This window comes from Rhizobium sp. 01N424 (genome assembly GCF_056399485.1).
On the sequence record NZ_JBFTRK010000002.1, the window covers coordinates 101,939 to 126,547 of the forward strand.

Below are 24,609 nucleotides of genomic sequence, written 5' to 3' on the forward strand. Positions count from 1 at the left end.
CCCCCGCCGTGGCTACACTGATAACGCGACATCCTTACCGGAGAGTTATTGAGGCCTTAAGCAAACATGAATTTTGACCTTTTTTGAACTTTTGTTGGCAGTGGCGTGTGCGCCGCATCATTAAAGCGCCCGATCACAGGCGGCAGAATTCGCTAATATTAGCCGTTGTAAATCAATGTTTTAGGCCAAAAAAGTTCAACTGCGGAAAGTTGACCGCAACCTTTTCTGCGCTAGCATATGTAAATTTAAAAATCCTGAGTGGAAATAAGGATGTGCAGATGAAGACCGCAGGAAAAATGCTGTTATTCGCCGCCCTTGCCTGCGCCTTTGCGACCTCGGCCGCGGCATCCGGTTGCGGAAGCGTCTCGATTGCCGAGATGAAGTGGGGCTCGGCCGCCATCGCCGCCAATTTCGACAGGATCATTCTCGAAGCCGGCTATGGCTGTGACGTCAAGATCGTCCCCGGCGACACCATGCCAACCTTCACCTCGATGAACGGAAAATCGACGCCGGACGTCGCGCCGGAACTCTGGGTAAAGGGCGTCCAGACCGAACTGGACGATGCCATCACCGCCGGCCGCCTTGTCGAAGGCGCGGAGATCCTTTCTGAGGGTGCAGTCGAAGGTCTGTGGATCCCCAAATTCGTCGCCGACGCCAACCCATCCATCAGGACGCTGGAAGACGCCCTCGCCCGTCCGGATCTCTTTCCGGGCGACGGATCGACGGACAAGGCTGCGATATTCAATTGTCCAACCGGCTGGGCCTGCAAGATCTCGACGCAGAACATCTACAATGCCTTCCATGCAGAAGAGAAAGGCTTTGATCTCATAGGAGCTGAAACGCCGCGGTCGCTCGATGCATCGATTGCCGATGCCTTTGCCGACAAACGCGGCTGGCTCGGTTATTACTGGGCGCCGACTGCGGTCGCCGGAAAATACGAGATGGTGCGGCTGGCGATGGGTGTCCCCTTCGACCAGGCAGAGTGGGACAACTGCACCTCCGTCCCCGGATGCGCCAAGCCGGAGCGAAACGCTTATCCGATATCCCAGGCCTTCACCGTCACCACAAGGTCATTCGCAGACCGCGCTGGTCCGGCGATGGATTATCTTCGCAAGCGCAGATGGGACAACGGCACGATCAACGACGTGCTGGCATGGCAGGATGAAAACGGTGAAAGCAGCCGCAACGCCGCCATCTATTTTCTGCAGAATTACCCGGAGCTCTGGACCCTGTGGGTGCCCGAAGACGTGGCGGCCCGGGTGAAGCGAGCGCTTTAGCAAGCTTCGCGAAGGCCAGCGCCGTCATGATATGCCTTCGACAACGAAAACGCAGCCAGGCTGCGCCCATTGATATTGCAGGTGCTTGAAATGACCCCCGCCGCTTCCTTTCCCGATCGCGACACCGTTGCCCAGAAATTTGCCGGCAGCAGCGATGCAGACAAGTCCTACCTCCAGCTCCTGATGGAGAATGCGGCGCAGGACGACAATCTGGTCGACGGCCTGCACCGCTATCTCGATCAATCGGCCGAGAGCCGATTTCTCAATTCGCTGAAGCTTGAGACGACGGGGAAATGGATCGGCTCAGCCGCTCCGGACCGCCTTCAAGTCCGCCTGATGGAAGCCGCCAAGTCCAGCCAGCATCCGGCCTATGAGGCCTTCCGCACGGGATTGGTGCGCTCCGGCGGCCTTGAAAGGGCCTATCCGGCAGCCAAGATCTGATTAGCGGCGTGCGGCCCGATCGACGGACCGGCCGGCATCCTGTGTCGCATTGACGGCGTTGGCCGTATCGCGGCCGACGCCGCGGATCGTGTTGCCGCAGGACGAAAGAGCAAGCAGGAGCATGAGGGCAGCGCCGATTTTGGCTGTGGTCGTCATCGTGGAATTCCTTTGAAAATATGACCTCTCCGAAGCGGCGAACGCCGCTCCGGCCGATAAACGCATCAAAGCCAAAAAGGTTCACGCCAGAATGGTTTAGGCAGCCGCGGCCTTCGCTTTTTCAGCAAAGGCAAAGCGGATGCTGTCGGCAACCGCCTGCATCGGCCCAGAGAGCTGCGACGCCGTTAGAAGGCGAATCTCGAAGGAGGCGAGCTCCGGCAGGCCCTCCTGCGCGCCGAGGATCACCATATCGTCGCTGACATAGGAGCGCGGTAGCGGCGCAATCGCCAGATCGGAAACCACAGCCGCCCTCTGCGCCATCGTATGGCCACTGAGATAGGCAACGCGATAGGGCCGCTTGTTGCGCTCAAGTTGCGACAGCGCTTCGTGACGCCAGATGCAGCCCTCTTCCCAGATCGAGATCGGCAGCGGCTCCTTGCGATGCGCCGTTCCGCATTTCGCACCTGCCCAGACCAGCCTCTCGCGGTAGACGACCTCGCCGCCGGTCGGGAATGGCCGCGTGGCGAAATTGACGAGCGCCAGATCGAGGCGCTGCTCTTCCATCCGCTTCTTCAGCCCGATGCTCATGTCGATGGTCACATCGACCATGATGCCGGGATAGCTTTCGGCGAAACTCTTGAGAATGCTCGGCAGCAGCCGTTCGCCGATATCTTCGGGCGCGCCGAGGCGCACCACGCCGCTGAGCTCGGGCATGATGAAGCGCGAAACCGCTTCGTTCGAGAGCGCCAGGATATTGCGCGCATAGGTGAGCAACAGCTCGCCATGCTGCGTCAGCGTCACCGAGCGGGCGTCGCGCAGGAACAATGTCGCGCCGAGCTGCTCTTCTAGCTTCTTGATCTGCATGGAGACGGCAGAGGGTGTTCTGAACACCGCTTCGGCGGCCGTCGAAAAATTGCCGGTTTCCGCGATCGCCACGAAGGTGCGCAGAACATCGTTATCGAGAAGCGGGATTGGCCTGCGAAAGGGCATCGTCATCGGCGCATCTTTCAATTTTTCTGATCTTAACAACCATATCATTTCGTTTGGCTGAAAGTCAATCGAACCTTATATTTCACTCATGGCTGATAGACAAAGAGGAGGCCATGATGACCGACACCGTCCATTCTGCGATCGACGCCTTCTTCGCGTTCCGTTCGCGGCAGATCCAGCGGGCCGCATGGGACAACACGATGCGCCAAATGACGGCCTTGCCGCACCACCTGATTGCCGATGTCGATCCCTACGCTTCCGCATCTGCCGAACGCGAATTGATGCGAAAGACCTTCAACAAAACTGATGGTACCAATAAAATCTATTCGTTTGATTGATGGATACCAAAAGCCCATATCAGGTAACGGGCGCAAGACGCTCAACGATCAAAGGACAAGGAAAATGACCACCATCACCTATCGGGATAGCAAGAGCTCATCCGGCCTGCATTTCGACGTCGGCGGCCTTCTGCACAAGGCGTCGCACGCATGGCACCAGTGGCAGGCAGCACGCGAAATCGAATCCATGCCGTTCGACATCCGCAAGGACGTTGGCTATCCGTCGGCAGAAGCAGCGGATGACCGCAAGGATATGTAATGAATGCGACATACCTCCCAGCGTGAGGGCGGCGCCCTGCCAATGGCAGCGCCGCCCTCATCGTTTTTGGGCAGGTGAAATTTAATCTTGAATTTCAGACGCATATATTTGAAATCAGTTTCAGCTTGCGACTTTTGACGAAGCCGTCGTGCATTTGGAAGGCCGCTTAGAGCGGCATGTCGCAAAATAGCGCTTATCAGCCGCAGATTTCCATGCGAATGTCGCTTTCAGAACATCTAAGCGACGCATTCCACGCACCAATAGCGCATCGCCCTCCAGCATGGATTTTGCTCATGAACAAGATGCTGACCAAGAAGCGCTCTCTCGTCTTCTTTATGGTTCCCCAGTTCACCATGCTGCCCTTTTCGGCGGCGATCGACACGCTGCGTATTGCCAACCGCATGCTCGGCTATCAGGCCTATACGTGGCGCCTCACCTCGGTTGACGGCAACAAGGTCTATTCTTCCTGCGGCATCGGTGTCGAAGCAAATTCCTCGCTCGCCGAAGAGCGCCGTCATCTCGGCGGCGAGAACCGACCAAGCATGGTGCTGGTCTGTTCCGGCATCGATGTCGAGGATTTCAACAACAAGTCGGTCAATGCCTGGCTTCGCGAAAGCTACAACCGCGGCGTCGCCGTCGGCAGTCTCTGTACGGGCGCGCATGTGCTTGCTCAGGCCGGGCTCCTGAATGGCAAGCGCTGCGCGATCCACTGGGAAAACCTGCCGGGCTTCTCCGAAGCCTTCCCGCAGGCGGAGGTCTATGCCGACCTCTATGAAGTGGACAGCAATCTCTATACCTGCGCCGGCGGCACCGCCTCGCTGGACATGATGCTGAACCTCGTCGGCCAGGATTTCGGCGAGAGCCTCGTCAACCGCATCTGCGAGCAGCACCTGACTGACCGCGTCCGCAGCCCGCACGACCGCCAGCGCCTGCCGCTGCGTGCCCGCCTCGGCGTCCAGAATGCCAAGGTCCTGTCAATCATCGAGCTGATGGAAGGCAACCTGGCCGAACCGCTGTCGCTGCTGGAAATCGCCGATGGCGCCGGTCTTTCGCGCCGCCAGATCGAGCGCCTGTTCCGTCAGGAAATGGGCCGCTCTCCTGCCCGCTACTATCTTGAAATCCGCCTCGACCGCGCCCGCCATCTTCTGGTGCAGTCGTCGATGCCTGTCGTCGAAGTGGCGGTCGCCTGCGGTTTCGTCTCCGCTTCGCACTTCTCCAAGTGTTATCGCGAACTCTACAACCGCTCGCCCCAGCAGGAGCGCGCCGAGCGCAAGATGACGATGGCGACCGCGCGCCAGGCGCTGGCAGCCTGAAAACCAGAAGATTGAGATCGAAAATGCGAAGCGGCGTCTATTGCGCCGCTTCTTGCGTCATGCGGGCATCCGAATAGACCATGTTCCGGCCCTTGTGCTTGGCCATGTAGAGAAACTGGTCGGCAGCGTTCAGATAGTTCTCGAAGCTCTCGTAGCCGGYAATCTCGGCAACGCCGATCGAAACGGTCACCGAAAGCTCCTCGTCATCAGCCGATACCTTCAGCCGCGACAGATCGGACCGGACTTCGTCGCAAAGCTTCGTGGCGGCATGCGAATCCATCATCGGAAACAGAATCGCGAATTCCTCGCCGCCGAGCCGCGAGAGAAGATTGTCGCTGCCTTCGAAGATCGTTGCCAGGCGCGCGGCGACAGCGATCAGAACCTTGTCGCCGATCTCGTGGCCATAAGTGTCGTTCAGCCGCTTGAAATGGTCGATGTCGAGAATGGCAACCGAGCTTACCGCCTTCTGGCGCAGACATTGGTTCACGACCTTGGGGCCGGAATCATAGAAATAGCGGCGATTGTAGAGGCCGGTGAGATAATCGCAGGCCGCCGCAGCCCTCAGCTGCTTCAGCTGCGTCAGCGTCTCGACATTGTTGGCGATCCGGCACTGCAGCTCTTCGGCAACGAAGGGCCGGTAGACGAAGTCGCTGGCGCCGGCTTTCAGGAAGCTCGCCGACAGCATCCTGTCATTCGACGACGACACGCCGATCACCCGGATCTTGTCGGATCCGAACCGGTGGCGGATGCGCCGCGTCAGTTCATAGCCGCTCATATCGGGCATATGATGGTCGGTAACCACAAGCTCGATATCGCTGTATGCCTCCAGCGCCGCCAGCGCCTCAAGTCCGGAATTCGCCTCGACCACCATATATTGCTGCGCCGTCAGCAGATCGACCAGGACCTGGCGGGCGGATTGGACGTCATCGACGACGAGAACCCGGGTCTTGCGGTTCAGGATTGCCCTGCGCACGGTGCCGACCAGGTTATCGAGCGCAAACTCGTTGTCCTTGAGCACATAGTCGATGACGTTGCGCTCCATGATCCGGTTGCGCGTCGCAATGTCGAAGGTGGCGGTGAAGACGATGGCCGGGATCTTGTGCTCGATGGCGCAATCCAGCGCCTCGCCATAGGGCGAATCCGGCAGGTTCAGATCGACGACGGCCATCGTATAGCCATGCGGATCCTGGGCCAGCGCTTCCTGAAGCGCCTTGAGTGAAGGGCACGTCTTGACGTTGAGACCGAGCTCGGTCTGAAAGCGGTGGCACAAAACGGCAGAAAACATCCGGGAATCTTCAACCAGAAGTATTTTGTGCCCGCCAAAACGCGGCACAGAGCTATCCCGATTGAAATCCGCCTGAAAAGCCATCCAGTCCCTTACTCCCCGCGGCGCCTGGAGCAGCCGAATCGGCTGTCCCCATAACAGCTTGGACGATAGCGGACACACCCAATTGGGTGAAGAGGCAGAACAGGCTCAAAATAACCTGAAATTGCAGAAATTCGAAGTCTCTTAACAACGGCGACAGGTCCCCGCGTCGATCGGGGACCTTTCGTACTCCGCGGCTCAGGATCACTCGTCTCAGGCAACCGCCCGTTCCCGTTTCATCGTCTTGATTTGCAGCAATGTGTCGAGGTTCTGATTGACGCGGCAATAGAACTCCTCGTCGATGAACGGACGCAGCATGAAATCGTTCCCGCCGGCCTTCAGGAAGCGCGCCGACAACAGCCGGTTCGACGACGACGAGACGCCGATGATGCGCAGTTCGTGGGAGCCGATGCTGGCGCGAATGCGGCGCGTCAGTTCAAAGCCGTCAATGTCAGGCATGTTGTAATCAGTGACCATCAGACCGATATCCCGGTTGGCCTTGAGAATCTCGAGCGCCTTCGCGCCGCTTTCGGCAACGCTGACGCGGAAATTATAGCGCTTCAGACGGCTGGAGAGCAGCGCGCGCGCAGTGGCGCTGTCATCGACGATCAGCACGTGATGACGCTTGTTGGTGAGGAAGCGGCAAATGGATTCGGCCAGCAGATCGACGGCGAAAACATTGTCCTTGAGGATGTAGTCGACGATATCCTTGGCCATCAGTTCGTCGCGCAGGCCCTCGTGGAAAGTGCCGGTAAAGACGATCGTCGGGATGCTGAGATCCACCAGATATTCGAGCGCTTCACCCTTTTCGGCGCCGGGAAGATTGATGTTCGAGATTGCTAGCGTGATCGGGTCGGAGGACTTGTCATAGGCCAGCTGGAGGTCTTCGAAATTGCGGCAGACCTCGACATTGATATCGAAAAGCTCCTTCAGCCGGGCGCTGATCATCGACGTGAAGACATTGGAATCTTCTGCGAGAATAATACGCGCACCCGCAAACATTTCGCCGGAATATTGCATTCCCGAAATACCTAAAAACGACATAGCAAAACCTTTGAATGAAAATGTGTCCCTGGATGAGACAGATATATCAATTCATTTGAATAATGATTAATCGAGGCACCCGGAAAACCCGCCCGGAAGTTCTTGCAGATCGCGCCAAATGCTTTCTTATTCTTATGATTAAGAGATCGTGCGCAAGCATACCGGTCAGACTGCGAAATCGCAGCCCTGTACGACCGGGATGTGAGGTATCGGCGCTACTTGATGACAGCCGAGCCCTTGACGATATCGATCGTCTCTCCGCCATCGAGCCCGATCCGGTCGCCATCAGGTGCGGTCATGAAACACCCGGACGCACACAGCGTCTCGGAAGCGCCGCTATCGACGACGATCTCGACCTTGTTGCCGCCTTCGGTGATGACAACCACGACGGCGGCGGGATCGGTATTGGTGACGGTTGCCGCCCACGCGTTGGCGGCGGCAAAGAGGGAAAGAAGCAGTCCAACGGCAAGTCTTGCCATTCACAACGGCGCCTGTAGGCGCCCTCCCCAAGGGCTTATCGGCGCTGCTGCCCCCAGCAGCGAAAACCCGATTGCCAGGATCTTATAGCCAGCGGCGCGTGAATGGCCGCTGAATAAGACCCCTTACCCCTTGAGACTGCCATCGGCGGCCTTGCCGCGCAACTGGCGGACGGAGCCACCATCATCCTTCGGCGTTTTATCCTGAAGATTTTCCTCCACCAACGGCTTTGCCGCAGGCGCCGGAGGCAAAGCATTCTCGCGATGATAGGTGATGTCGCTCTGCGGCAGCGGAATCTCGATGCCCTCTTCCCTGAACCGCTTGAGGATGGCGATGCGCAAGCCGTTGCGCACCTTCAGGCCGTCGCCCATATCGGCGAGCATGAAGCGCAGTTCGAAATCCAGCGAATAGGTGCCGAAGCGCAGGAACTCCACATGCGGTTCCGGATTACGCAGCACCTGCGGTACGGCGTTCACCAGCTCCAAGAGGATATCCATCACCTTCTGCGGATCCGCCTCGTAGCTGACGGACACCGGAATTTCCGAACGGCCGACCTTGTTGCGATGCGTCCAGTTGCCAACCGCGGCATTGATCAGCTCCGAATTCGGCACGATGATAGACTGCTTGCGGAAGGTCTCGATCTCGGTGGCGCGCACCGAGATGCGCGTGACGATACCCTCGGCCGTGCCTGAGACGACATGGTCGCCGACCTTGAACGGCCGCTCGACCAGCAGGATCAAGCCGGAAACGAAATTCGAAACGATGTTCTGCAGGCCAAAACCGATACCGACTGACAGGGCAGAGGCGACGAGCGCCAGGCTCGAAAGGTCGATGCCGGCAGCCGAGACGCCGACGATCGCCGCAACGCCGACACCGAGATAGCCGATGCCGGTCTTGACCGAATTGCGCACGCCGATGTCGACATGGCTGCGCGCCATGACATTGCCGTCAAGCCAGCGCTGTACCCAGCGCGTCACCAGATAGCCGCCGGCAAACAGCAGGATGCCTGTAAAGATCCCCACAAGCGAAATGCTGATGCCGCCGAGGCGAACCTCGGTGAACAGCCTGTAGGCGATCTGCTGGAGATCCTGGATATGGAAGCCCCAGAGAAGGAGCACGAGCGGTATGCCGGTCATCAACGCCACGGCATAGATCGCAAGACCTGCCACAAGACCCGCCTGATCGATGGCAACCGCCCCCAGCTTGAAACGCTGGCTGAGGAAGCGGCCGATGAACGTATCGCCGAACGTCTCGGTCTTCGAGATCGCCTTGCCCGACAGCAGGCCGATATAAGTGGTGACGACGATCGCGCCCGTGATGATCAGCTGGGTTGCGACGAAGCGTGCCAGGCCAACATAGCCCGTCAGCGCGGTGACGATCAGGCCGACGCCAAGCACCCGGAGGATGATTGCCATGCCGCGCGGCCAATGGCGGCCCGGCGCATCCGGATCGCCGCCCCGGGCGAGCATCGGCCGTCCGAAAGAAGCGGCAATCAGGATCAAACCGATGATCATCGCGGCTATCAGGCTGCGCACCACCGTCAGAACCAGCGGCGATCCCATCGCTTCGCTGACGCTGCCGAACAGATAATCGAGCGCGTTGACGACAGCCATGGCCAGCAGGCAGGCGCCGATCGACTGCGCGCCGCGGTTTGAAAGCCTGACCAGCCGCCAATGCGGTTCGCGCGGTGCAAACACGGCATTGGTGAAACGCCGGACGAAATAGATGAGCCCGATCGCACCGAACAGCGCGGCAATCACAGGGGCGATATCGGGCCGGAGCACATTGAAACTGTCGAGGAAGAAATAGGACGTGACGAGCAGTGCGGCCAGCGACGATGTGCGGATCACCGTTGCCCAGAAGGCAATCGACAGGCGGCTGATATAGCTCGGATGCTCGATGCCATCATCGCGCTTCAGGTAGCCGCCGAAGATCCGGTAGCCCCCCGACAACAGGATCAGCGCGGTCGCCAGCGACAGCAAGAGCGCGGTGAACAGCGGCAACCGCTTGAACTTCCAGACGAACACCATCCAGCCGGTCATGGCGTCGTTGAACTTGCCGATCTCGGTGAGGAAGGCGCTGCCGGCATCGTCGAGAACCGACATAGACACATCGGTGCGGCGCAGCAGCGTTGCGGCAAACAGACGGCGGCGGGTTTCGGCAACCTCGTTGATCAGCTTGTTGACCGCCATCGACAGGTTCTCGGCATCACCAGTCACGGCGTTGATCTGCGACCGCTCGGCGGTCAGCGCGTTGCGCTCGTTGGTGACGATCTCCGCTTCCGGCGGCTGCCCTTCCTTCGGCGGCTCGCCGATTTCGGCAAGGCGGTTCTTGATCTGATCGAAGCGCGGACGCAGGCCGACGGATGTAGCGATCACGGCACGGCCGAGCTCGTCGACCTGACCGGAGAGCGTCACCAGCCCATCGTCATTGTCGGAATTGACTTTGGCGCTCTCCTGATAGGCCGCGAGCTTCTTCTTCGCCGCCTCGATATCCTTCAGCGCCTGATCGAGACCGCTATTGGCGAGCGGCGCATCGGCCGCCGGGGCAGGAGCAGGAGTTGCGGCGGGCGCGGGTGCGGGTGCCGGCTGCGGTTGGGAAACGGCGGGAGCAGCCGGCTGGGTGGCCTGCGCCAGCGGCACACCCACGGACTGCACGAGCGTCGCCAGCGTCAGCGCCACGAGTACGAAGGGTCGAAGCAGGAAATGATTGAGCCGCAAAATAATCCCCGCAGGATTCGCTTTTATCGATGAGGCCGCTTCTTATAGCAAAGAAAGGCGACAGAAAGGCGGAAGTCGAAATCCGCCGTTAGAAGCCTGCGCCGGGCTTTGCCAGATACGCAAGTTCTGCCGCGCTGGAATCGCGCCCGACAATGGCGTTCCGATGCGGGAAGCGCCCGTAGGCAGCAATCACCTCCCGGTGACGCAGGGCATAATCCGCATATTCCTCATCGCCGAGAGCAGCAAACAGCGCCACCGAGCGATCCTGCTCTGCCAGCACCTCGGAATGCTCGAACGGCATGTAGACGAAACAGCGATGCGCCGCGTCGATCGCCATGTCGGCGCCCGCATCGACGGCAAGCTTCGCTTCGCGCAGTGCCAGTGGATCAGTGGCAAAGGCCAGCGGCGTTGCCCTGTAGATATTCCGCGGAAACTGGTCGAGCACGATGATTGCCGCCAGCCGCTGCTCCGGGCTTGCCCGCCATGTTTCCACGGCACCTCCGGCCAGAGCCAGATGCGTGTCGCGAAACCGCGCCGTGATTTGCGAGTCCAGCTCCGGGGACGAGCGAAACCATTGATCGCGTCCGCATTCCTCCAGCCAAAAACGCAAAACTTCATCGGGCGTACAGATCGCTGCCAATACGGCCTCCAGCTCAGTTGATCGAAAAGACGAGCGTAGCCCGGGTGCCGCGATGCTGGCGGTCGTAACCGAGCTCGGATTTCAGACTTGCGGCCATCGCCGTCAGGATCTTCGTGCCGAGACCGGTTCCCTTGGCCGGGCTTGCATCGTCGAACCCTGCCCCGTCGTCCTCGACAATCACGGAAAGCTGGCCGTCCGTATGGTCGATGATGACGCGAACCTCGCCCTCGACGCCGTCGCCATAGGCATATTTGAAGGCGTTGGTCACCAGTTCGCTGACGATCAAGCCGAGCGTGATCACCTTGTCGGTGGCGAGATTGACTGCCTGGGCCGTCAGCACCACGCGATGCGGCCGCTTGTCGTCACGCATCGACGCCTCGAGCTCGCTGAGCAGGCTGCCGAGATACTCATCGATCTGGACAGTGCCGACCTGCCGGTTGGTGTAGAGGCGCCGGTGTACGCTGGCGATCGCGTTGATGCGCATCTGCGTTTCCTGCAGCGCGTCGATCGCCACCTGATCCGTCGTCACCGAAGACTGCATGCGGATCAGCGCGCCGACGAGCCCAAGGCTGTTGGCGATGCGGTGGTTGACCTCGGCGAGCAGCATTTCCGCGTGATCGCGCTGCTGGCGGATAACCTCCTGCGCATGCGCCGTGTCGCGGCGGAACCGTGCCCGCTCCAGCCCCTGCTCGAGAGCCGCCGCCAGAAGGTCGAAATAGTCGTGCGAGATTCCCTTCAGCACATAGTCGTCGGCGCCGGCCTTCAAGGCGGCGACGGCAACGCTGGTATCGCCGGAAGCCGTGGCATAGATCACCGGCGGATGATCCGGCAGTTCCATCAGCTTCGGCAGAATGTCGAGCCCGGTCTCGGTCTTCAGGAAATGGTCCAGAATGACGGCATCGATTGCACCTTCGGCAACCCGCTTCAGGCCGGTCGCGCCATCTTCGGCCCATTCGACGGTGAAGCCGCGCCGCGACAGATTCCGGCGCATGAGCATCGCCAGCGCTTCATCGTCGTCGATGTAGAGGATACGGATCGTCTTCTCCGTATCGCCTTTGACCTCACCCATTCCGCCTCCGGACTCTGCCGCGCAGAAACGTGGCAGCCTGTCGGCCGAATCGTCTGCTCCCGATTGTGGTATTGCATCGATCATCGCGCGTAAACAGCGGCAAATCCTCCGCTTCCCGGCAACTGAATCGACTGTCCGATTTCAAACGAACTCATCCGGCAATAAGACCTCAGCCTCCCGGAAAAACCGGCAGAGGCGCAATATGTGAAAGGTAAAACTCAGGAAGACACACTCACCCGCGCTGAAAACGCCTGCGGGCGGAAATGGTTCCATCACTTTTCCAGTTTTTTCACATAACGGCGGTGGCGCGAAACCTCGGCCCCCGCATTATCGGGAAGCTTGATGAAACGCAGGCAGGCGATCACACCGACGATACCAATGGTCAGAAACGCCCAGCGGAAATCCGCAAGCTCCGGACGCAACGCGCCGCGGCTCGCAGCCGAGATGTTGAGGGCGGCGGCAGCGACCGCCACGCCAAGCAGCATCGACACCTGCTGCAGCATGCTTGACAGGGTCGACGCAGAACTGCGCTGCGCTGCATGGATATCGGCGAAAGACAGCGTGTTGAGCGCCGTAAACTCCATCGACCGCGAAAGCCCGGCAATGAAGAGAACCGCGTAGATCAGCAGCGTCGATGTATTCTCGCCGAAAAATCCGCAGGCGATGATCGAGCCCGAGGCGATGAGACCGTTGACGACAAGGACGGTACGGAACCCGAAGATCGCCAGCAACGGCGTCGTCACCGTCTTCATGCCGAGATTGCCAAGGAAATAGACGAGCAGATAGGCGCCCGCCGCGATCGAGCTCATGCCGAAGCCCAATTGAAACAGCAGCGGCAGCAGGAACGGCGTCGCATTGATGGCGACCCGGCAGGCAGTACCCGCCGACAGTGTCGAGAGGGCAAACGTCTGCACTTTGAAGGCAGACAGGTCGAGCAGCGGATTGGGCACTTTCAGGAAATGCCGCGTGGCGAGGTAGGAAAACAGCACGCCGCCGCCAAACATCGCCGCGACGGGCAGCAGCCCGCCGTTCCATTTCACCGACAACTCAAGTGCCGCCAGCAGCAGCGTCAGCCCTGCAGCACTCAGCACGAAGCCCAGGACATCGAGCCGCCCGGCCTCCTCTTCCCGCTGTTCGGGAACGAAGCGCAGCACCAGCGCGAGACCGATCAGGCCGATCGGAATATTGATGAGAAAATTCCAGTGCCAGCTGGCATAGGTGGTGATGAAGCCGCCAAGCACCGGGCCGACGACCGGTGCCGTCAGCGCCGGCCAGGTGATCAACGCGATCGCCTGGACCAGCTCCGATTTCCGGGCGTTCTTCAGGACGATGATCCGTCCGACCGGCGTCATCAGGGCGCTGCCTGCGCCCTGGATCGCCCGGGCAACGATGAATTCGCTTAAGCTGCTGGAAAGACCACAAAACAGCGACGCCGCAGTGAACACGGCGATCGAGATCAGAAACACCCGCCGGGCGCCAAAGCGGTCCCCGAGCCAGCCGGACAGCGGAATGAAGGCCGACATGGTCAGCATGTAGACGGTGATTCCGATGCTCATCGAGACAGGCTGCACGCCAAAACTCGCCGCCATCTGCGGCAGCGAGGTCGCGACGATGGTGCCGTCGAGGATCTGCATGAAGAAGGATACGGCGACGACGAGCGCCACGATCTTCGCCTGGCGTGCGCTGGCGGCTTCGTTAGAAGTGTCTGTCATGTCCGCCGGGGTCATCGAGTGGCCAATGCGATTGCAATTCCGTAGCACCGGCATGAAGCAGCCGAAAAGGCCAGCCGGCAGGGCGATGACAGTGCATACGCCGGTTATCGGATACCGGAAAGGCCAAATCTTGCATCATCTGACGGTTCGCTTGGCACAAAACGCCTCGCCGCACGTTCTTCGATCGTAAGGGCAATTCGCCACTTTTTTCGATTGAGGACATTTTCATGACGCCGGAAGACAGACGCACCGTTTTCAGCAACCGTAAGATTGAAGCAGTCGTTGAAGGAATGACCCAGGATGACGGCACAGACAATCCGATCACCGGCAAATCGCTTGGTGATGCCATTCTCTTCGTCGTCGAACAGGCGGCCACCGATGCATCGAGCGTTCATATCATCTATGGCGGCAAGGGCACGCTCAGCTATACGGATTGCCTGAGCATCTATCGCGAATACGGAGCGCAGCTGCGCAGCGAGGCAAGCTGACCGGGTACCGCATGGCAGCTATTCGCGGTCACCCCTGCCCGCGCCTGCTTTTCTTGCGTATGTGAGGGTGCGATCCCTCTCAAACGCGATTCTATATCATGCCCTCTTCTGCCTCGCCGCTCCGCGGCGTTCTCGTCGCGTTTGCGGCTTACGCCGTTTTTGCCTTCAGCGACGCCTCCATCAAGATCCTGCACGGCGCCATCCCCGCCTATCAGATCGCCTTCCTCGGCTGCGCTTTCGGTCTCGTCGTCATGCCGTTCATCAAGTCCAGGGACGACAGCTGGTTCGACATGGTCAAGACATCAAACCGCACGCTCTGGATGCTGCGTTTCGTCTGCGGTGCCGTCGGCGCCATCGCCTCGATCATCACCTTCACCAAGCTGCCGATGGCCGAGGCCTTCTGCCTGCTCTTCCTGCTTCCGTCCTTCGTCACCATCCTGTCGGTCATCTTCCTCAAGGAAGATGTCCGCTGGCAGCGCTGGACCGCCGTCGTCGTCGGCTTCATCGGCGTGCTGATCGTTCTTCGCCCGGGATTCCGCGAATTGTCGGTCGGTCATCTGGCGGCCGCGATCGGCGGCCTCAGCGCGGCGATCTCCATCGTCATCCTGCGCGCCATGGGACCGGCCGAAAAGCGGCTGTCCCTCTATGGCGCCGGTCTTCTCGGAACATTGACGGTCAGCGGCCTGCTGATGATTTCCAACATCGCCGTACCGACCGCGCAGGAATGGTTCTTCATCGCCAGCTACGGCATTCTCGGCGCCATCGGCAACGTGCTGCTGATGAGCGCCGCCCGCCTGGCGCCAGCGAGCCTTGTCGCGCCGCCGCAATACAGCCAGATGATCTGGGCAATCGCCTTCGGCTACCTGATCTTCGACGACGCCATAGACCTGCCGATGGCAGGCGGCATCGCGCTGATTATCTGCTCCGGACTGCTAACGCTGATCCGCGAACGCAAGCGCGGCACTCCGCTGCCAACGGCCGTGGTATCGACCGACAATCAGGCGCCCGCCGTCACCACGGCAGCAACCGACTGATCCGATTTGAGGCTTCGTAAGCGGAACAATCCCGTCAGCGGCCTGTTCCCCATAAAACAACGGAGGCTTCATGGCTGACACAAAACCAGACGAGGGCCGGCAACCCTCGCTTTCCCCGGCAGAGGAAGAACAGCGTATCTACGCGGCGGAGCGCCGCAGCTGGCTGATCTGGACCTTCGGGATCGCCGGCGCCATCGTCGCGGTCATCATCGCCGGAACGGTGGCGATTTCGCCCTGGCCGGATCCGGCAACCACAGGCTCGACGCCGAAACCACAGCATATCGAGGCGCCGGCGCCGTGAACGGCTTTCCCGGCGCGGATTTCGTCTGTATGACCGGCTCAGTTGAAGAGGATAGCAGATGGCCGCACGCGACCGTTTTTCGAAGAAGCTCACTTGCCCGCAATGCGGCAACAGCGGTATCGCGGAAGTCTCGGAAGACGATCACCCGACCCGCAAGCACCCGGCTTTCCTGGTCGATGAAATGCCGCGCGGATTCTTCGAGGAAAAGGCCTCCAACTTCCAGGAGACCTATATCATCCGCTGCGAATGCGCCCGGAAATTCCCCTTCCGGGCATTGACGGAAAAGACGGCCTGACGCCGGAGAAAGCGCTCAGGCAAGCCCGAGCGGCATTTCTGCAACCTTGCGGCCCGGACCGTAGTCACGCTCATGCGAAGAGCGGTACCGCCCGTCGCGGCGGGTGCTGACATCGATGCGCTGGCTGTCGAAAAGGCCATCCGCATAGGTACCGGTATCGTCGCTCTGGACTTCCGATTTTGCGGCAAAAATTTTAAAGATCATCGTTTCCTCCAGTTCGCTGCCTTAACGGCAAGCAGCTCGCTTCCGTTCCACCCTAACGCCCATATAGTTAAAAAATTAACCATAACCCGGCGAGAAATTTCCGCTCCCCAGGGCTGGCCTGTCGCTGGCCGTGCCCTACCTCATTCCTGGCGATGGAGATCGCTTTTACTCTCACTTCCCCAGCTACCCCCGCTTCGGCGGGGTTTCTTTTTCCTCGAAGAAAAAATAGGACGAGACCACTAACAAAGCATGGATTTTCCCATGCCGGAACAGGTGGTATTCTTGCTGTGGGTTAACAGAGGGAAAATGTCATGCCGCGCTTAGCAGAACTGTACTTCAAGACTGCCGTTATCTTCTTCATCATCGGTATATCGATCGGACTGAAGATGGCGATATCGGAAGATCACACCGTCATCGGCGCCCATGCGCACTGTAATCTCTTGGGTTGGGTCAGCATGGCGCTGTTCGGAGGCTACTATGCGCTCAATCCGAAGAAGGCAGAGCGGCGGATCGCGATGATTCAATATTATGTCTATACGCTGGGCGTCGCGATCATGGTCCCGGCGCTCTACATGATGCTCGAAGGCAACATGGCGATGGAGCCGCTGGTGGCGGTCTCCTCTCTGATCGTCTTCGCCGGCGTGCTGCTGTTTGCTTTCGTCATCTTTTCGCCGAAAGACAGCGTCGCCACACCGACGCCGCAGCCGCTGCGCTAGCCGCATCCGGCACCAGCATCAGGCGCCGTTCGCCAGCGGACGGCGCTATTTCTTCGCGCCTGCAGACAGCACGCGATGCGTGGCATTGTCCATCGCGTGGCTCGCGTCCTGGCCGTCACGCTTCAGGCCCCAGGCGGTATTTCCGCAGGATGCAAGCAAGAGAGCGGAAAGGCAGACGAAAGCGAGAGAAAATTTCGGCATTGATATCCCCTGTGTCGAAACTGGCAATGGGATGAAGATGTTACCAAGCTCGCCGAAATCAATAGCCGCGGCAGGCACGCGCCACTTTATTCAACGCGGCCGCGAAAAGGCCTGTGTCACGGCCATGTCACGCGAAATCCTCAGCGGCGGATGTTACAAGAATAACGAGGCGTCTGTTTTGCGTTATGCCTCCTGTTCGTAGGCCCGCCTCACCCCAAAAGCGGCGGGCCTCTCCACCTTCGGGATCCGACATGTTCAAGAGATTGGCCAAGTTCCTGAATCCGCCACCGCCGAACAGCTATATCTGGCACGAATGCACGCCACCCTACCCGCCGCGCAGCACCGTCGACGGCGCCTTCACGCGCGACGGCCAGCCGACATGGCGCCGGATCACCGCTGATGGCTGGGAGTACCGCCAGGACGGCGAAACCGCAGCCCTCCACCGCCTCTCCGCCTGAGGCCGCCACCGGCCATTTCTAGCAGCTTGCACTACAGCGAGACTCACGGCTGACTGTGGCAATCGCAAAGCCGTTTCAGCGAGCCGTCTGCACATGCTGGTCTATGAAGGCGAAAGCCGGACATCGAAGATCGATCTGCTTCTTGCAACCGCCCTCGCCTTCGTCGCTGGCGGCGTCAACAGTGCCGGATATCTGGCCTTCGGCTATTTCTCGGCGAACATGACCGGCAACGTCTCGATGATCTCCGATCATCTGTCGATCCGGGAGCTTAGTGCCGCCATCGCCTTTACGACCATCGTCGTGATGTTCATCCTCGGCGCCTTCTGCGCCTCGCTGTTTATCGAGATTGGCAGGCAACGGCGGCTTTCGAACATCTATGCGCTAACTCTTTTGGCCGAATCCGCCCTGCTGATGGGCGTCGGCCTCTATACCGCTTCATCGGCCGCCGGCGGCATCACCATTGCCGGCCTGCTCGGCTTCACAATGGGCATCCAGAACGCCGCCTCGACCCGCATATCAGGCAGCCGGGTGCGAACCACCCATGTCTCCGGCATCGCAACCGATATCGGTGTCGGCCTTGCGCTTCTGATCGGCAACAGCACCGCATCCGACCGGGCGCAGACCGTCCGCCGCCTGAGCCTGCACGGCACCACGATCCTTTCCTTCCTGCTGGGCGGCATCGCTGGCGTGCTTGGCTACAAGCTGGCAGGCGGGATGGTCTTCTGTGTCTTCGCAGTCATCCTGCTGGCTCTGTGTGCCCGCTATCTGCGCAGCCGCACAGCAGCGGCCTTGCCGGGGACGAAAACATAACCATCTGATTGGGATGAGGCCGCAAGAGAGCGATCAGCGGCCCGAATTGGAGGCTGGAATGAAGATCCTGATTGCCGCCCTTGCCGTCGCCACCCTGTTGCCATCGGCAGCCCTTGCGCTCGACGCGATCGAGGTCAAAGCTCGCGACCATTCCTGCGAGGAACTGGCAAAGATCATCCGCCAGAACCCGGCGGTCTTCGTCCGGATCGGCATCGGTGGCCGCAGTTTTCGCCACCCGCCGTCGCAGTGCCGTCTGGGCGACAAGTGGGCAACCACGAGCCTCAGAGACGCCACGGGCAAGCAATGCGTGCTCGACTACGCCTGCGTCTACGATCCGGAATCTTTCTACAACAAATTCCCGCACTGACAGCCGCAGACGCATGGCCGAAGAAACGAAAAAGCGGCCTTTCGGCCGCCTGCGTCATCAGCGATATATCTAATCTTTTCAAAGAGAAGATGGTGGGTGATGTAGGGCTCGAACCTACGACCCGCTGATTAAGAGTCAGCTGCTCTACCAACTGAGCTAATCACCCATTCCCTAGCGTTTCCGCCGGTGTCCCGTGCATCTCTGCGCGGTGTGAGGGGGCGTATAAACAGGATATTCGACCTTGTCTAGCGCCCCTGGAAAAATTCTTCGATTAATTCGGAGATTTTTCTGCATGGCTGAAATGCAATGAAATCAAAGGTCGAGCGAACCCGTTGCCAGACGCACTGCCTGGCCGCCGATCCGGGCATTCGAGATCGCCCCGCCCTCCACATCCATGTGAAGATGGATCATCGAGGGCCGCCCCATTTCCACACCCTGCTCGACGGTGATCGGGTGATGGCCATCGGGCAGCCGGTCGAAATGATGGATCGCGCCCGACAATGCGGCGACCGCGGAGCCCGTCGCCGGGTCTTCGGTGATCCCCATTCCGCTCGCAAACATCCGGGCATGGAACCTCGCCGAATGGTTCGGTCCGCCGCGGCAATAGATATAGGCGGACGCCAAGGCCCCATCGACGAAGGGCACGGTCTTTTCCCAAAGCTGCGGATCGAACTCCATGCGCTTGGCCGCGCCGATATCGTGGATCGGCACCAGCAGGAACGGCACGCCGGCGCTCCAGATGCAGGGCACATGATTCTCGAAGCCGATCTCGGTCACCTTCAGCGACAGCGCGTTGGCGATCCCGAGCTTTTCGAGCGGCATGCTGATCTGCTGCGATTTGCGCGGCAGGTCGAACTCGGCGAAGCTCGCCTCGCCCTCGCGCAGCTTCACGGCACAGCGCACCGGGCCGACATTCTCCTCCAGCACGCAGACGAGATCGAGCGCCCCATCCTTGCCATGTGTCCGCTCGGCCAGCGCGATCGCCGTGCCGACGGTCGGGTGACCAGCAAACGGCAGTTCGCGCCCCGGCGTGAAGATGCGGATCCTGGCGCTGTAAGCCGGGTTCGTTGCCTTCTGGACGAAAACGGTCTCGGAAAGATTGGTCTCACGGGCGATCGATTGCATCGCCTCATCGCTCAAGTCCTCGCCGTCGAAGATGACGGCCAGCGGATTGCCGGCGAGCTTGCGGTCGGTGAACACGTCATAGACGCTGTAGCTGCGCGCCACATCGGCCTCCTTGAATCGGTCATCGAAGGCTCAACCTGCCCGACCGGCGAAACGAGTGCAAGATATTAGGTTTCGATTGGATTACCGAAATACCAATCGATGACGGGGAACATCGCGACGTTATAGGGAAAGGCGGCGTGATCGGCCGAACGGATAGCAACCGCACCGGCGATTTCCTTGTCCTCGGCAACAAGCATATGGGCCGCGATCCTCTCGACGATCTCGTCGGCGGTCAGATCGAAACGGAACAGCCGGAAGACCGTGACCGTGCGCCTGAAATGGCTGGCATAATAGCGTTCGCCCGGCGTCGAATCGGCAAGGTCGAGGCCGGTTTCCTCCAGCACCTCGCGGCGCATGTTGAATTCGACATCGCAGACACCGGATACGATATCCTCGGGCTCCAGCGAACCGGCGGCGAAATAGACCTGCCCGGGATTGGCGGTATGCGCGCCCATGCGGATCGCCACCAGCGCGCCGTCGAAGCTTTCGATGACAGGATAGGCGAAGAGATGCATGCCGCCCATGCGATCCTGCTGGCGGCGCCAGTACATGAAGGTCGAGAAGGGTATGATATATCCCTGCCCCTGTAGCCCCTCCTCCCCGAATGCCAACTGGTGCTGAAACACCATGCGCCCGTCGAACAGAGCCGGATTGGCCTCGACTTCAGCCTTCCAGTTCGCGGCGATCTCGTCTCGCCGCGATTCGCGGTACGGATGTTCGCCATCGAGCACCCGAAGGTTCAGGGCGGCGACGGGAAATACGGTCTGCTCCGGCGGCCAGCCGGCAAAATCCTCGGAAAATATGGAATTCATTTTAAATCCAATGTCATGACTACGGGGCAATGGTCGGATGCTTTCGGCCGGTCCCAGCCTGTGCGCGGATAGCGCTCCACCTCCTGGCCCGGCGGAAACACGGTGCGGAAGGGCTGGCCGTGGCGGATGATCTCGGGCTTGCGCCCGGCATTGGCGGCGGAAAGCGCCGGTGACAGCCAGATATAGTCGAGCTGACAAAGCCACTGCTCCTGCGGGCCGCGGGCGTGGTAAAGCGTCCAGCGATCGATCGGGTCGCGGCGGCGCATGACATTCTCCGCAAAACCGTCATGGCTGAAAGCGTCGAGCGCACTTTCCGTCTCGTCGCGATGCTCGAAGCGGTAGCCGGTCCGCCGGCTTCCGATCACGTCGACGCGCTCCTGATAATCATTCATGTCGCCGCAGATGGCGAAATTCTTCGAGGCTGTCGCGCCCGCGCCGAATCGATCCTCGATGATCCGCCGCACCGCCCTCACCTCGGCCCGCCGCACCGGCATGGTCGATTGCCTTCCATCGAGGCCATCGCGCGGACTGCCCATCGATTTGAAATGCACGACATAGAGCGTCAACGGCACGCCGCCGATCAGGAGATCGAGCTCCAGGCAGTCGCGCTTGAACACCTTGTCGTCGATATGTCCATGCGACGCCAGCGTCTCGTCGAACAGGCCGAGCTCGCGATAGGTCACCATCGCATGGCTCTTGATCTCACGTAGTTCGATCTTCTGGCCGTCGCGCGTCTCCTCGCGCATCAGCACGGCGACGTCGATGCCGCGGCTGTCGTTCCCCTCGACAAGATATTTCTGCCGGTAGCCATTGCCGACCATGCGGAACAGATAGCCGTATTCAAAGGCCTGCAGCGCCGCCATGTTGTCGATCTCCTGCAGGCAGAGGATATCGGCGTCGGCATCGGCAATCGCGAGCGCCGTCATCTGCCGCGTGTCATCGGTGGAGGCAATCACACGCGCCTGCTCCAGCTGCTGGTAGACACCTTCGTTGCGCACTTCGAAGAGCTGAATGACCCGGTCCTGACGCAGCTGGTTGCGAAAGCCGGTGAAGTCGAAACGCGTCATCAGGTTTTCGACATTGAACGTGGCAAGGCGAAGCGACATCAGGCATTCCCGGTTGGCATCGCAGCCATTAGTAGAGTCGAAAATCGCGTTCGTGAAGGCCGCAAAGTGATCAGAGCCGCCACGCTGACCGCACGGTGACAGCCAGCCGGTCGCCCGCCGAAACCGGCTCGCGGCTGAAGGCCCGCAGGATCTGCCCATCGGCCAGCGACAGCTTCAGCGCGTAGCGCTCGCCCTCGAACAGCACGGATTCGACCAGCGCAGGGATGCCTTCGCCGCCAATGGTCACATCTTCAGGGCGAACGAGGATATCGCAGCCGGGGCCATCGGCAGCCGCGCCACCAAGCGCCTCGCGCATCGCTTCCCAGTCAAGGCTTCTGGCGTCACCGGTAGGAGACTTCAGATGAAGGATCGCTCCGCGGCCGATCAATCCGCTGACCATGCGGCCCTCCGGGCGGGCATAGATTTCGGCGGGTGGTGCGACCTGCAGCAGCCGTCCTTCGGACATCACGGCGACATCGGTCGCCAGTGCCATCGCCTCGCTCTGATCATGCGTCACATAGATCATCGTCGCGCCCGAACGCTGGTGAAACTCGCGAAAGGTCTCTTCCATTTCCTGCTTCAGGTGGCGATCGAGATTGGCAAGCGGTTCGTCGAGCAGCACGACATCCGGCGACGTCACCAGGCAGCGGGCGAGCGCCACCCGCTGCCGCTGGCCGCCCGACAGGTCTGCAGGGCGCCGCTCCGCATAGTCGGCAAGCCTGACGGTCGCCAGCGCCTCCTGCACCTTGCGGCGATAGGCATCGCCGGAAATGCCCCTGACCTTGAGCGGATAGCCGGCATTGTCGGCGACACTCATATGCGGCCACAGCGCATAGGACTGGAAGACCATCGCCATGTTGCGCTTCTCGGGCGGCAGCGCCTGCGATGCGTCGGCAAGCAGCCGCTCGCCGAGATGGATAGAACCGTCCGTCGGCGTCTCGAAACCGGCGATCATCCTCAGAACCGTCGTCTTGCCGCAGCCGGAGGGGCCGAGCAGCGCCAGGAACCCGCCTTCCCGCACATCAAGCGACAGCCCATCGACCGCCGCTCGTCCGGTGCCGAAATCCTTGCTGACATGATTGAGCGTCAGTTTCGCCACGGCACCACTCCCTTGGGCAGCCGCTTTGCCAGCAATTCCAGAAGCAGCATCATGAAGACGACCATCAGCACGACAAGCACGGACAGCGCCGAGGCGAGGTCCGAGCTGCCGCTGTCGTCGAGATTATAGATCGCCACGCCGAGCGTCTGCGTCCCCGCCGACCAGAGCAGCGCCGAAATCGTCAGCTCGTTGCAGGCGATCAGGAAGACGAGAATGACCGAGGCACCGGCCGCAGGCGCGATCAGCGGCACGATGATATCGGCCAGCCTGCGGAAAAAGCCGGCGCCCGAAAGGCGCGCCGCCTCTTCCAGCGCCGGATCCAGCTGATGGAAGGCGCTGACGACGGGCTTCAGGCTGACGGCAAAGAAGCTCGAGAGATAGGCAAGCAGGATGATCCAGATCGTACCGTAGAGCGTGATGTTCAGCACCGGCAGCGGCGCGGCAAAGACGAGGATGAACGAAACGGCGACGACGATGCCCGGCAGCGAATAAGGAATTTCGATCACGCTCGAGACGGCACGCGCCAGGAGATCGCGGCGGCGGCTCAGGGCATAGGCGGTCAGGACCGTCACCAGCAGGAGACATACCGCGGCACCTGCGGCCAGCGACAGCGAATTGACGAAGGCCGTCCGCGTCACCGCCTGCCGGAACAGGATCTCGTCGAAGGCGTGGAAGGTCATGGTCTTGAAGGTCAGCGGCACGCCATAGGCAGGCACCAGCGCACCGGCGACGAGCGCGAAGAACGGCGCAGCCAGCATGAACAACAGAATGAGCCAGAGAAGCGGCGTGAAGAAAAGCCTCCACGATCCGAGCTCGAAGGCGGCGGTTGCGCCCGACAATCCCAGCACCCGGTAATCGCGGCCGCGCAGTGCCCTGTCCTGGATCGCCAGACCGGCGACCGAGATCAGCGCGATGATGGCGGAGAGCAGCGCAACATCGCCGAATGTCCGGCTGGTGAAGGCCGAGAATTTCGAGAAGATCAGCGTCGGCAGCGTATAGATCGATGCCGGGATGCCGAGAATGGCAGGGATGCCGAAATTGCCGGTACAGGAAACGAAGGATATCGCCGCACCCGCGATGACACCGGGCAGTGACAGCGGAAGGATGATATCTCGGAACACGCGAAGGCTCGACGCACCCGATAGCCGCGCCGCCTCGACGCCATCGCGCGGCAGGCTCATCAGACTGGCCCGCAGCGCCAGGTAAACCAGCGGCGCATGCTGCACACCGTAGAGCAGCGCGATTCCGCCGACCGAATAGAGCGGCTGCGGCGTGCCGAGCGGCGGGGCGATATGCAGCGCCTTCAGAAGCGGACTGGAGGGTCCGGACATCTGCACCCAGGCAAGTGCTGTCACCTGCGGCGGGATCATCATCGGCAGCACGAAAAGGAAGCTGACGAGCCCCCTGCCGCGGATATCCGTCAGCGTCAGCACGAAGGCGAAGATGCAGCCGATGACCAGAGAAATGACGGTGCCGAGAATAGCGGTCACCAGCGTGTAATAGATCGCGGACCAGAGCGCCGGATCGGAGAGCACCGCTGCTGCGCCGCCCTCTGCGAAAGCCTCAACGCCGGCGACGGCAAGCCGCGCCAGCGGCAGGACGCTGAGAATAAGCACCACCAGAACGATAAAAGGAAACAGCCAGACTGGCTGGCTGTTTCCCGGACGAACATAACCTTGCATCGGCGAT

General features: G+C 60.6%; 29 protein-coding genes and 1 tRNA gene. 13 read left to right on the forward strand and 17 right to left on the reverse strand.

Annotated elements, in window-relative coordinates:
* Positions 1-278 precede the first annotated feature (278 nt).
* A complete protein-coding gene (locus tag AC1DNK_RS06180) occupies positions 279-1,277 on the forward strand; it encodes a glycine betaine ABC transporter substrate-binding protein (protein WP_477940047.1) in 999 nt (332 codons plus the stop codon).
* A gap of 90 nt (positions 1,278-1,367) precedes the next feature.
* Positions 1,368-1,718 carry a hypothetical protein gene (locus AC1DNK_RS06185; protein ID WP_112387093.1) on the forward strand — a complete coding sequence of 117 codons (351 nt, stop codon included), beginning with the start codon at positions 1,368-1,370 and terminating at the stop codon, positions 1,716-1,718.
* Here the strand turns inward: AC1DNK_RS06185 and AC1DNK_RS06190 are convergent, their stop codons facing one another.
* Both AC1DNK_RS06190 and AC1DNK_RS06195 read right to left on the reverse strand, forming a co-directional pair.
* A complete protein-coding gene (locus AC1DNK_RS06190) occupies positions 1,719-1,874 on the reverse strand; it encodes an entericidin domain-containing protein (RefSeq protein ID WP_112387092.1) in 156 nt (51 codons plus the stop codon).
* Between the two features lie 96 nt (positions 1,875-1,970).
* Positions 1,971-2,912 (reverse strand): LysR family transcriptional regulator, encoded by a 942-nt coding sequence (locus AC1DNK_RS06195; RefSeq protein WP_477940048.1) that lies wholly within the window; start codon positions 2,910-2,912, stop codon positions 1,971-1,973.
* 65 nt (positions 2,913-2,977) lie between these two features.
* On the opposite strand from AC1DNK_RS06195, the gene AC1DNK_RS06200 reads away from it, so the two are divergent.
* The 3 genes from AC1DNK_RS06200 to AC1DNK_RS06210 all read left to right on the forward strand — a co-directional run bounded on the left by AC1DNK_RS06200 (position 2,978) and on the right by AC1DNK_RS06210 (position 4,774).
* On the forward strand, positions 2,978-3,202 hold the full coding sequence (locus AC1DNK_RS06200) for a hypothetical protein (protein WP_477940049.1): 225 nt from the start codon (positions 2,978-2,980) through the stop codon (positions 3,200-3,202).
* 64 nt (positions 3,203-3,266) lie between these two features.
* Positions 3,267-3,461, forward strand: a complete 195-nt coding sequence (locus AC1DNK_RS06205; RefSeq protein ID WP_477940050.1) for a hypothetical protein — start codon at positions 3,267-3,269, stop codon at positions 3,459-3,461.
* A gap of 293 nt (positions 3,462-3,754) precedes the next feature.
* Positions 3,755-4,774, forward strand: a complete 1,020-nt coding sequence (locus AC1DNK_RS06210) for a GlxA family transcriptional regulator (RefSeq protein ID WP_112387088.1) — start codon at positions 3,755-3,757, stop codon at positions 4,772-4,774.
* Positions 4,775-4,811: 37 nt separating this feature from the next.
* Here AC1DNK_RS06210 and AC1DNK_RS06215 read toward each other — a convergent pair whose 3' ends face one another.
* The 7 genes from AC1DNK_RS06215 to AC1DNK_RS06245 form a co-directional block, all read right to left on the reverse strand.
* Positions 4,812-6,143 carry a diguanylate cyclase gene (locus AC1DNK_RS06215; protein ID WP_477940051.1) on the reverse strand — a complete coding sequence of 444 codons (1,332 nt, stop codon included), beginning with the start codon at positions 6,141-6,143 and terminating at the stop codon, positions 4,812-4,814.
* A 210-nt stretch (positions 6,144-6,353) separates the two neighbouring features.
* Positions 6,354-7,184, reverse strand: a complete 831-nt coding sequence (locus tag AC1DNK_RS06220; protein ID WP_112387086.1) for a response regulator — start codon at positions 7,182-7,184, stop codon at positions 6,354-6,356.
* A 215-nt stretch (positions 7,185-7,399) separates the two neighbouring features.
* A complete protein-coding gene (locus tag AC1DNK_RS06225; protein ID WP_112537680.1) occupies positions 7,400-7,663 on the reverse strand; it encodes a hypothetical protein in 264 nt (87 codons plus the stop codon).
* A gap of 123 nt (positions 7,664-7,786) precedes the next feature.
* Complete coding sequence (locus tag AC1DNK_RS06230; protein WP_477940052.1) at positions 7,787-10,381, reverse strand: mechanosensitive ion channel family protein; 2,595 nt, start codon at positions 10,379-10,381, stop codon at positions 7,787-7,789.
* Between the two features lie 88 nt (positions 10,382-10,469).
* Positions 10,470-11,021, reverse strand: coding sequence for a DUF924 family protein (locus tag AC1DNK_RS06235; RefSeq protein ID WP_477940054.1), 552 nt, complete (start codon positions 11,019-11,021; stop codon positions 10,470-10,472).
* Between the two features lie 13 nt (positions 11,022-11,034).
* Positions 11,035-12,090 carry a sensor histidine kinase gene (locus AC1DNK_RS06240; RefSeq protein WP_477940055.1) on the reverse strand — a complete coding sequence of 352 codons (1,056 nt, stop codon included), beginning with the start codon at positions 12,088-12,090 and terminating at the stop codon, positions 11,035-11,037.
* Between the two features lie 272 nt (positions 12,091-12,362).
* On the reverse strand, positions 12,363-13,817 hold the full coding sequence (locus AC1DNK_RS06245) for an MFS transporter (RefSeq protein WP_477940056.1): 1,455 nt from the start codon (positions 13,815-13,817) through the stop codon (positions 12,363-12,365).
* A gap of 212 nt (positions 13,818-14,029) precedes the next feature.
* On the opposite strand from AC1DNK_RS06245, the gene AC1DNK_RS06250 reads away from it, so the two are divergent.
* The 4 genes from AC1DNK_RS06250 (at position 14,030) to AC1DNK_RS06265 (ending at position 15,920) form a co-directional block, all read left to right on the forward strand.
* Entirely contained in the window at positions 14,030-14,290 is a 261-nt protein-coding gene (locus AC1DNK_RS06250) for a hypothetical protein (RefSeq protein ID WP_112387080.1), read from the forward strand.
* A 98-nt stretch (positions 14,291-14,388) separates the two neighbouring features.
* Positions 14,389-15,324 (forward strand): DMT family transporter, encoded by a 936-nt coding sequence (locus AC1DNK_RS06255; protein ID WP_112387079.1) that lies wholly within the window; start codon positions 14,389-14,391, stop codon positions 15,322-15,324.
* A gap of 70 nt (positions 15,325-15,394) precedes the next feature.
* On the forward strand, positions 15,395-15,625 hold the full coding sequence (locus tag AC1DNK_RS06260) for a hypothetical protein (protein ID WP_112387078.1): 231 nt from the start codon (positions 15,395-15,397) through the stop codon (positions 15,623-15,625).
* Positions 15,626-15,683: 58 nt separating this feature from the next.
* On the forward strand, positions 15,684-15,920 hold the full coding sequence (locus AC1DNK_RS06265; RefSeq protein ID WP_112515970.1) for a hypothetical protein: 237 nt from the start codon (positions 15,684-15,686) through the stop codon (positions 15,918-15,920).
* Between the two features lie 15 nt (positions 15,921-15,935).
* Here the strand turns inward: AC1DNK_RS06265 and AC1DNK_RS06270 are convergent, their stop codons facing one another.
* The gene (locus tag AC1DNK_RS06270) at positions 15,936-16,124 is read right to left on the reverse strand and encodes a hypothetical protein (RefSeq protein ID WP_112387076.1); all 189 of its coding nucleotides are present in this window, start codon (positions 16,122-16,124) and stop codon (positions 15,936-15,938) included.
* Positions 16,125-16,435: 311 nt separating this feature from the next.
* Here AC1DNK_RS06270 and AC1DNK_RS06275 point away from each other — a divergent pair, with 311 nt between their 5' ends.
* Positions 16,436-16,840 (forward strand): hypothetical protein, encoded by a 405-nt coding sequence (locus tag AC1DNK_RS06275; protein ID WP_112387075.1) that lies wholly within the window; start codon positions 16,436-16,438, stop codon positions 16,838-16,840.
* 45 nt (positions 16,841-16,885) lie between these two features.
* Here AC1DNK_RS06275 and AC1DNK_RS06280 read toward each other — a convergent pair whose 3' ends face one another.
* Positions 16,886-17,041: an entericidin gene (locus tag AC1DNK_RS06280; RefSeq protein ID WP_112387074.1), complete on the reverse strand. Its 156-nt coding sequence runs from the start codon at positions 17,039-17,041 to the stop codon at positions 16,886-16,888.
* A 251-nt stretch (positions 17,042-17,292) separates the two neighbouring features.
* On the opposite strand from AC1DNK_RS06280, the gene AC1DNK_RS06285 reads away from it, so the two are divergent.
* The 3 genes from AC1DNK_RS06285 to AC1DNK_RS06295 all read left to right on the forward strand — a co-directional run bounded on the left by AC1DNK_RS06285 (position 17,293) and on the right by AC1DNK_RS06295 (position 18,676).
* Positions 17,293-17,499, forward strand: coding sequence for a hypothetical protein (locus AC1DNK_RS06285; protein ID WP_310294763.1), 207 nt, complete (start codon positions 17,293-17,295; stop codon positions 17,497-17,499).
* 93 nt (positions 17,500-17,592) lie between these two features.
* Positions 17,593-18,309: a YoaK family protein gene (locus AC1DNK_RS06290; protein WP_477940057.1), complete on the forward strand. Its 717-nt coding sequence runs from the start codon at positions 17,593-17,595 to the stop codon at positions 18,307-18,309.
* A gap of 58 nt (positions 18,310-18,367) precedes the next feature.
* Positions 18,368-18,676: a hypothetical protein gene (locus tag AC1DNK_RS06295; RefSeq protein ID WP_477940058.1), complete on the forward strand. Its 309-nt coding sequence runs from the start codon at positions 18,368-18,370 to the stop codon at positions 18,674-18,676.
* Between the two features lie 90 nt (positions 18,677-18,766).
* Here the strand turns inward: AC1DNK_RS06295 and AC1DNK_RS06300 are convergent.
* The 6 genes from AC1DNK_RS06300 to AC1DNK_RS06325 form a co-directional block, all read right to left on the reverse strand.
* Positions 18,767-18,842, reverse strand: a tRNA-Lys gene (locus tag AC1DNK_RS06300).
* A gap of 146 nt (positions 18,843-18,988) precedes the next feature.
* The gene (locus AC1DNK_RS06305) at positions 18,989-19,903 is read right to left on the reverse strand and encodes a PhzF family phenazine biosynthesis protein (RefSeq protein ID WP_112387070.1); all 915 of its coding nucleotides are present in this window, start codon (positions 19,901-19,903) and stop codon (positions 18,989-18,991) included.
* Positions 19,904-19,968: 65 nt separating this feature from the next.
* The gene (locus tag AC1DNK_RS06310; protein WP_477940060.1) at positions 19,969-20,715 is read right to left on the reverse strand and encodes an NUDIX hydrolase; all 747 of its coding nucleotides are present in this window, start codon (positions 20,713-20,715) and stop codon (positions 19,969-19,971) included.
* On the reverse strand, positions 20,712-21,821 hold the full coding sequence (locus AC1DNK_RS06315; RefSeq protein ID WP_477940061.1) for an endonuclease/exonuclease/phosphatase family protein: 1,110 nt from the start codon (positions 21,819-21,821) through the stop codon (positions 20,712-20,714). Before AC1DNK_RS06315 ends, AC1DNK_RS06310 begins: the two co-directional genes overlap by 4 nt.
* A 70-nt stretch (positions 21,822-21,891) precedes the next feature.
* Positions 21,892-22,920 (reverse strand): ABC transporter ATP-binding protein, encoded by a 1,029-nt coding sequence (locus tag AC1DNK_RS06320; protein ID WP_477940062.1) that lies wholly within the window; start codon positions 22,918-22,920, stop codon positions 21,892-21,894.
* Positions 22,908-24,602 (reverse strand): ABC transporter permease, encoded by a 1,695-nt coding sequence (locus AC1DNK_RS06325; RefSeq protein ID WP_477940063.1) that lies wholly within the window; start codon positions 24,600-24,602, stop codon positions 22,908-22,910. Before AC1DNK_RS06325 ends, AC1DNK_RS06320 begins: the two co-directional genes overlap by 13 nt.
* Positions 24,603-24,609: the final 7 nt, after the last annotated feature.